Here is a 7,918-nt window from a genome sequence, read left to right on the forward strand (position 1 = left end):
AAAAGGTACTGACGAATCAGTACCTTTTTTTGTGATTAGATGGCAGAAAGAAGATATTTTTTGAACAATTCAATATCCACATTAAGGGCAACATTTACAGAATGCGCCTGCTGATCCTCAATATTTGCTAAATCGAGTACGGTTCGACCGAATTGTTTCTCTTCCGTTAATACGGTTACGGGAACCGTAATTGTACGAACGACATCTTCATGCAATGCGACGACTGCTGCAAGTGGGTCATGCATTGCAGCACCACCCCATTGGGGATAAATAAGTTCGTGTGCCTTGAAGTAATGATCCATAATTTGTAACAACACTTTTGACACATCATTCTTTGATTCCCATTGCTTCAAATCATCGCGACTTAAAATCACACGAGAGGTGACATCCAACCCAATCATTGTAATTGGGATACCACTTTCAAAAACCACTTTCGCAGCGTGTGGATCTTGAAAAATATTGGCTTCAGCAACTGGACTAACATTTCCTACAACAGTAAACGCTCCACCCATCAAAACAATTCGCTGGTATCGTTGCATCGTCGATGGGTCCTTTTTAATCGCCTGTGCAAGATTTGTCAGTGGACCACTTGCAACAATCGTAATCTTTTCATCATGGATATGAGCCATGTTAAGAAGAAAGTCGACAGCCGACACTGTCTCAATTGCACGATCACTTTGTGTTAACTCAACGTCGCCGATACCGTTCAGTCCATGGAAAACTGCACCCCCACGTTGTTGGGTAAATCCCTCAGTATGCAACGCGTGTTCCGCACCTTGATAAACACCGACATCATCCCTACCCAATAAACTTAGAAGATTCTTCGTATTACGTGCTGCCGCTTCTGAATCAACATTACCATAAACTGTCGTGACACCCAAGAGATCGACGTCGTGTTGTCCACAAATATAAGCAAGTGAAATACTATCATCAATTCCTGTATCCACATCTAAGATTAGTTTCTTCATCACTTAGCCAATAATCCATAATCCGAGTTGCGCAATAATTGCACGACCAAGATAACTTCCTAAGAATACAAACAATGCAACAATAATAAATTTCCATGAGTTCTTCGATAAATCACCCAAGTTATTCGCTACTGAAATTCCCGCAAAAGCCAAAACCGGTGTCGTAATTGATAAGAAATCAACACCACCAATTGCCGTAATAAAAAATGGTGAAATAAGGCAGAAAACTAAAGAAGTAATTGATACCCAACCAAGAACGGGAAAATCTGCCAGAATCTTAATGCCCGTTTTTTTCATAAGTTCAGTAATTATTAGACCTGCAAATGAGAAAAGTACAAGAACTCCTAATCCCATGAACGTTTCTTTTGTGATAGGTGTTGATGCAGGATTTTTTATCAGTTTAATTGACTGTGTGAATAAAATTAAAAACGCACCTACTAATAGCATTTTCAAACGTGGTAATTGTTCTTTTATAATTGTAATCATGATGGGCCTCCTAGTTTATAGCTCTTTCTTTTTTAAAGATTTTATACATAAAGTTCATCAATGGAATCGAGAGGAATACCATGATATAGGTTCCCATAAAACTCGTTACGAGCTGGCTTGCACCGGCAAATGATGTAATGGTATCCGCAAACTGTGGGTGTAGTCCAACAATTGAGCTAGATGCTGCAGTCATCATACTTGCAGATCCTAAACCAGAAGCAATGGCTAATGCACGATAGTCAAAGCCTACGGCATTTAAAATTGGTGGAATGAAACTGAAGAATAATGCACCAAAGAGTGTTCCAACAAGATACATGGATAAGACACCACGACCCTCTTCACCATTTAGTCCAAATTTTTCAGAAATATACGCTAACTCGCCTTCACGACCAATTCCTAAAGTTGCACCAATAGCCTCACGTTTTAGACCTAATAACAGTGCAATTGGTAACCCTAAGATTACTGTTCCAATATTCCCTACAGATTGTAATAGGAATACCCATCCATATTGCATGATTTCGTTAATCTTTGGTGCTACATCCGCGCCATAACGAGCCATCAACGGTAACATAATAAAAATTAAATTACTCCCCGCAAATTTGATATTTGCATCAGAATAAATCTTTTGGATAATTCCTTTACGCCATGCTGGTATCCCAATAATCATTGTAATGAGTACCGCAAAAACCAATGGCAGAATGAGAATTGTAAGATTTCCCACTTTGACGAATTGCATACCGATTAGTTCCGATATTGCAATAACGATCATGATATAAACTATAAATAAGATGTTACTGTCCTTTTTCATTGTTTTCTCCCTTTAGACTATATGTTTAATCATCTTGATGTGTGATGTTCCATAGATTTGGAAGTTATTTCCACTCACTTCAAAACCATGTTTTTCATACATCGGACTGACTTGTGTTTGTGCAAAAATTGATATCAATAATGCACTGCTTGACTGAATAAATTTAACCGCTTCTTGAATGAGTTGTTTTCCTAGCGATTGATTGCGATAATCCTTGGCTACGGAGACACGTTCAATGTAGGCAACATCACCCTCTTGGCGAACACGACAACTTGCCACAACTTTACCTGCATCTTCATAAAGTATATGGATGCATGTTTCATCATGGATATCTTCAATGACACATTCATCCAAACCTTGTTCTAAGACAAAGACTTCTTTACGAATTGTTTTTAGAGCATTCCATTCGGGCATACTTCTGACATTTTGAATAATCGTTTTCATGCTCTCTTAGTCCTCAACTTATCCTATAAATAATGGCTTTATTTCTTTTGCACTAACTGCTACGAGACCTAAGTCTGACATCTTCGCTTCAGGAATCACGATTAGTGATAAAGTCGTAATTCGCATCAATGGATTCACAAAATCGGTCATTCCCAATGAACGGTTTGCATCTTTCATCTTTCGATTTTCAATAGCCAATGCTTCAGCTTCGAGATGTGACATTAAACCAAAGACTGGTAAATCCAATGTGTGCAAGACCTCATTATCCTTAACTGCTGACATACCGCCACCCTGATGCATTAATGCGTTTGCTGCACAGAGTGCATTCTCTGCATTGTTGTATACAATCGTAAGGTTGTGCGAATCGTGGGATACTGTGGATGCTAATGCACCACCTTGCATGCCAAAATTCTTTACAATGCCTAATGCGATACCGTTGTTATTCTGATGACGATTCACAACAGCCACAAAATTGAAGCTTTCAGGAAGCATAACTTTTGAATCAACCACTTCCATTTCAAACTGAGATACTGTTGTGATTGAAGAATGTGGTGAATGATATTCGATACCATGCATCATGATTGTTCCATTTTCAATTGGAGCTACGATTTCAAAATCACTCAAATTTAGTTCATCGACAAATACTGTGTTTTCTAACTCAATTGGATCCATATGTGTTGGAATTTCGACATCTAATGAACCCTCAGATGCAACTTGTTTTCCTTCGTAGAAAACGCGTGATGGATGAATTGCTTCCAATGAGTCTACAACAAGCATATCCGCAATATGACCTGGTGCGATAGCTCCAAGATTATCAATTTGGACTTCGCGTGCTGTATTGAATGATGCACAACGAATCGCATCTATTGGGTCCATCCCATAAGATATTGCAGCATTCACAACCTCATTCATATGACCATGTACTAAAACATCTTCAGCTTCTTTATCATCTGTGCATAAACATAAGGTATCTAAATAGCGTGAACCCTTTACAGCTTCCCAAATGTCTTTGACATTTTTCGTAATTGAACTTTCACGTGCATCCACAAACAGACCCGAACGAAGTTTTTCCAAACCTTCGGCACCAGATCGTGACTCATGACAGCTACGTGGTCCTCCACAAATGTATGCAGACAAATCACGACCGGACACTGATGGTGCATGGCCTTGGATAAAGAGACCACGTTGTTCAGATGCAGCAATAATATCCATCATGCGTGCTTCACCATTAATGACACCCAAATAATCCATAACCTCTGCAAGGCCGATAACACGATCCAACGATGCAAGAGTCTCAATTTCTGGAACCCCAAACTCGGCACCAGAATTTTCAAGTCCGAGTACTGACGGAACACAACTCGGAATATCTACAAAATGGCGCATCGGTAGACCCTCAGCACTATCATGCATATATTGAACGCCACGAACACCTGTAACGTTTGCAGCTTCATGCGGATCTGTAATAATCGTTGTTGTCCCATGCGGTAATGCTGCCTTCGTGAAGTTTCGCGGCGTAAGCATTGTGGATTCGATGTGCATATGTGCATCAATCAATCCTGGAATAACAAATTTGTTTTCCACATCAATAATTTCTTTTGCATCAACCGTGTCGCGATTTTCATATTCAACGTGCGCAATCGCATTGTCTGAAACATAGATGTCGCCTAAACGAATCTCTCCAGTAAAAACATTTAGAACTTGAGCATTTTTAAGCACGATATCCGCTTGCACGTCCCCACGTGCAGTCGCAATCAGCTTACTTTTATTTATGTATTTTAGCTTCATAACGAGCCTCCCAACTTAAACTCAGCAAGGACAGCATCTTTAACACTTATACTATCCAATGTTGTTTAATCCCGTAATTTTAAACGAACATCGGCGCCTTTAACGCAACAAAAAAAGAACCATTTTCGTGCTTAGTTTGCATCATGAAGCACGCTTTGAAGCATGCCTCGAAAAAGGTTCTTTGTTTTTTTAATTCTTAATGTCGATAAAAGCGATTGAATTGCCACACATGCAACTGTGTCAAAGTTGATAAAAACTGATGTTTGCAATATCTTGTTACTTACAACAAAAAAATCAGAATTAGAAATGAATTCTGTAAACTGATTGCTTTGATGTAGGTTTAGTGTTTCACTGTTTGAGAAACAAGAAAAACAAGATATCTGATTCATCAGTATCTCCTTACTCTAATTCCGATATCTCAAACGTAGAATACGTCATAGTACTTAATTTACGGTTAAGTGTAGAGACTGTCCACCAATTTGGACATTATATAACGGAATACAGACAGTATACCATACTCAAAGGGACATACAATATTTATGTCAAAGATTCGTCTTCATAATTTGTTAAAGAAAAATCAACTTATAGCACATAACGTATTACGAGTTCATTTTGAAATGTTTATTCAGTTTCTTATATGCCCACTCATAATGACTAGAGGTAGCAGAAACACAATAACTTCCCACTGTTGAAGTTGGGGCCCAACTGAAGTAAGCTTTCGAAAATAAAGCATCATTACTTAATGTATCGATTAGAGTCATAACTTGTGTATGGCTTTCAATGAGCATTGCTTTTGCCGTTTCAAAAGATGTCAGCTGATGCTTTTCAATGAACGTCACATTCATCGCACCATAACTTTTCCAATTATATGGCTCAGGAAGAAATGGTACTTCATTCCCTTCAAGATTATTTTGAACCCAATGGAGCAGTAGTTCATGCCACTCATATAGATGGATAAGGACATCTTTTACACTCTTATCACGGCGCCAATGAGCCTCTTTCAATTTGTCGTCATTAAATTGTAGTGGTGTTAAAATCACGGCTTCAGGTATCGCATTGATACACGCCAGCAGTTTTTGAAATGAGTTTTCAGCAGCACTTTGTAAATCTTTTTTTGTTGTTGGTCTTGCCATTCTATTCTCCTTTTAGATTAACAATAATATATTTAAATTATACATCAGCAACAAATGTTATGTATTCAATTCTAAATAAATAAAAACTCCCGATTTAGGAGTCTTTATGTTCTTTTCCTTTTATACTTACAAACAATGTCAGTAATCCGCTTAAAATCACGAGTGTTGCCAAAATAACATTACTACTTTGATTCAGTCCCGTTTGCGGAAGTATTTCTTCTACAATGACCTCATCTTCATTGTCAAAACCAATTCCAGGCTTGTCGTTATCGTGATCCGAATCACCAGGTTGTTCCGTTATTTCAGTACTTGTTTTGTGCCATTTTGCATAGAGAGTTGTATCCGCATCGATTGCTGTAGCAAAGTCAAAACTTTGAGTCAATAAAGGATCACCAAACCATCCCTCAAAGGTGTAACCTTCGCGTGTTGGGACACTTGGTTCAGAAGCGTTTCCTTGGTCAAGGACTTGTTGTGATGCTACGTCACTTCCACCATTACTATTAAATGAGACGGTATGATATACTTCAATCTTGTGCCATTTTGCATAGAGAGTTGTATCCGCATCGATTGCTGTGGCAAAGTCAAAACTTTGAGTCAATAAAGGATCACCAAACCATCCCTCAAAGGTGTAACCTTCGCGTGTTGGGACACTTGGTTCAGAAGCGTTCCCTTGGTCAAGGACTTGTTGTGATGCTACGTCACTTCCACCATTACTATTAAATGAAACAGTATGATATACCTCAATCTTGTGCCATTTTGCATAGAGAGTTTTATCCGCATCGATTGCTGTGGCAAAGTCAAAACTTTGCGTCAATGAAGGGTCAGCAAACCATCCCTCAAAGGTGTGACCTTCGCGTGTTGGGACACTAGGTTCCGAAGCGTTTCCTTGGTCAAGGACTTGTTGTGATGCTACGTCACTTCCACCATTACTATTAAATGAGACGGTATGATAAGTGGGTTCAGGAAGATCGACACTGTTGATACGAGTCCACATAATACCTTCAGCATCGTAAGTGCCGTCTTTAGACACAAACAAGAAATTCCCTGCTGAAAAATCAATGTAACCAGAGTCAATAATCTCTTCAACGTGGTCTTTATCATAGACAACGCGGGAATCACCATCAAAAGTAGCATAGTACGGAATATGGTAGTCTTTCAATTTGAGCGGCTCGTATCCAGGTGATGCAGTCGGTGGAATGATGCTATCTAAATCCAAATAATACACATCGTTTTCGGCATCGTATGTCATTGTTAACATAGGCGTAAGACCATCAACATAGAGCCTACGGCGCACACCTGTTTCTGAATAAGGGTACATCAAAGCACTAAAATCTGTAATTTGATTTCGTTCGCGACCTCGATCTCCAACCCCAACATTAAGCGTACTCAAGTTATGCATGGATTCAACTCCTCTTAAATCCGTTAACTGTGAATCACTCAAATTCAATGCCTTTAAATTTGTTAAGTTTGCAATTGGTTCAATACTTGTAATCATCGAATGCTTCAATGTTAAATTCGTCAGCGATTCAATATGTGATATCGAATGCAAATGCTCATCATTAAAAGGAGCAAATAAAGATGTCAATGTCAGTAAATTTAGATTTTCGATTGGAGCTAAAAAATCTCCATTTGTCGCAATCGCATTGTGAGTGACAGTTGACTGTTCCGTAAACGTTAATGTTTGAAGATTTTCAAGTTCTTCCAATGGCGCGATATCTTCAATTAATAGATTTGCAAGACTCAGTGACTTTAACGAGTTTTGCAACCCGCCAATACCCTCTAAGGAAGTCCATCCAGTGTTACTTAGAGACAGTGACTCTAAATTTTCTAATTGTTCTAAGTCAGTATCAAAAAAGTCATAACCATCGGATTCGTACAGTGATAGTTGTTTCACAGTTCGTAAATCATTTTCGGTAATATTCTCGTTCTTTTTAAGTTCACGACCTACAGCTTGCGCTGTTTCAGGTCTACTAAAATAATCTTCAATCGATTTACCAGATGCGTTTACACTCATAATTGGCATCAATAGGAATACCATACAAAGTGCAAATCCTAATTTAGTAATTTTCTTCATAATGTTCACCTCTTAATAGTATGTTAATAAGAAATGTAGTTTAAATGTACTCGATGTGTTAAAAAGCCTCAACCATGTCATAAACATGTCATTTCAATTATTAAATCAAAATCGCCGCGTCAACTACAACCAATTTTCATCAAATGAATTGATACAATCATAATAGTGTGAATTCATCATATTGTCATAGTATTTTAACTAAAATAAGATTATGATAAAG

8 protein-coding genes and 1 riboswitch are annotated in these 7,918 nt (G+C 38.3%); all 8 genes read right to left on the bottom strand.

Annotation, left to right across the window (positions count from 1 at the left end):
- Positions 1 to 35: 35 nt before the first annotated feature.
- A complete protein-coding gene (locus GVV20_RS02180) occupies positions 36 to 968 on the bottom strand; it encodes a nucleoside hydrolase (protein ID WP_159741140.1) in 933 nt (310 codons plus the stop codon).
- A 3-nt stretch (positions 969 to 971) separates the two neighbouring features.
- Positions 972 to 1,454 (bottom strand): hypothetical protein, encoded by a 483-nt coding sequence (locus GVV20_RS02185; protein ID WP_159636023.1) that lies wholly within the window; start codon positions 1,452 to 1,454, stop codon positions 972 to 974.
- Between the two features lie 10 nt (positions 1,455 to 1,464).
- On the bottom strand, positions 1,465 to 2,262 hold the full coding sequence (locus GVV20_RS02190) for a DUF3100 domain-containing protein (protein ID WP_159636026.1): 798 nt from the start codon (positions 2,260 to 2,262) through the stop codon (positions 1,465 to 1,467).
- Positions 2,263 to 2,274: 12 nt separating this feature from the next.
- Positions 2,275 to 2,706 (bottom strand): GNAT family N-acetyltransferase, encoded by a 432-nt coding sequence (locus GVV20_RS02195; protein WP_159741141.1) that lies wholly within the window; start codon positions 2,704 to 2,706, stop codon positions 2,275 to 2,277.
- An 18-nt stretch (positions 2,707 to 2,724) separates the two neighbouring features.
- The gene (gene ade, locus GVV20_RS02200) at positions 2,725 to 4,491 is read right to left on the bottom strand and encodes an adenine deaminase (RefSeq protein ID WP_159741142.1); all 1,767 of its coding nucleotides are present in this window, start codon (positions 4,489 to 4,491) and stop codon (positions 2,725 to 2,727) included.
- A gap of 131 nt (positions 4,492 to 4,622) precedes the next feature.
- Positions 4,623 to 4,880, bottom strand: a complete 258-nt coding sequence (locus tag GVV20_RS02205; protein WP_159741143.1) for a hypothetical protein — start codon at positions 4,878 to 4,880, stop codon at positions 4,623 to 4,625.
- Between the two features lie 28 nt (positions 4,881 to 4,908).
- Positions 4,909 to 5,005, bottom strand: a riboswitch (purine riboswitch).
- Between the two features lie 85 nt (positions 5,006 to 5,090).
- On the bottom strand, positions 5,091 to 5,624 hold the full coding sequence (locus tag GVV20_RS02210) for a ClbS/DfsB family four-helix bundle protein (protein ID WP_159741144.1): 534 nt from the start codon (positions 5,622 to 5,624) through the stop codon (positions 5,091 to 5,093).
- A gap of 94 nt (positions 5,625 to 5,718) precedes the next feature.
- Entirely contained in the window at positions 5,719 to 7,698 is a 1,980-nt protein-coding gene (locus GVV20_RS02215; RefSeq protein ID WP_159812800.1) for an InlB B-repeat-containing protein, read from the bottom strand.
- Positions 7,699 to 7,918 lie beyond the last annotated feature (220 nt).

It is taken from the genome of Erysipelothrix aquatica, assembly GCF_009828775.2.
Taxonomy (GTDB): Bacteria; Bacillota_I; Bacilli_A; order Erysipelotrichales; family Erysipelotrichaceae; genus Erysipelothrix; species Erysipelothrix aquatica.

What these genes read in the sequence shown, in the direction of transcription:
- ade (WP_159741142.1), bottom strand. Translation starts at nt 4,491, where the DNA reads ATGAAGCTAAAATACATAAATAAAAGTAAGCTGATTGCGACTGCACGT.
- GVV20_RS02185 (WP_159636023.1), bottom strand. Translation starts at nt 1,454, where the DNA reads ATGATTACAATTATAAAAGAACAATTACCACGTTTGAAAATGCTATTA.
- GVV20_RS02205 (WP_159741143.1), bottom strand. Translation starts at nt 4,880, where the DNA reads ATGAATCAGATATCTTGTTTTTCTTGTTTCTCAAACAGTGAAACACTA.
- GVV20_RS02190 (WP_159636026.1), bottom strand. Translation starts at nt 2,262, where the DNA reads ATGAAAAAGGACAGTAACATCTTATTTATAGTTTATATCATGATCGTT.
- GVV20_RS02210 (WP_159741144.1), bottom strand. Translation starts at nt 5,624, where the DNA reads ATGGCAAGACCAACAACAAAAAAAGATTTACAAAGTGCTGCTGAAAAC.
- GVV20_RS02215 (WP_159812800.1), bottom strand. Translation starts at nt 7,698, where the DNA reads ATGAAGAAAATTACTAAATTAGGATTTGCACTTTGTATGGTATTCCTA.
- GVV20_RS02180 (WP_159741140.1), bottom strand. Translation starts at nt 968, where the DNA reads ATGAAGAAACTAATCTTAGATGTGGATACAGGAATTGATGATAGTATT.
- GVV20_RS02195 (WP_159741141.1), bottom strand. Translation starts at nt 2,706, where the DNA reads ATGAAAACGATTATTCAAAATGTCAGAAGTATGCCCGAATGGAATGCT.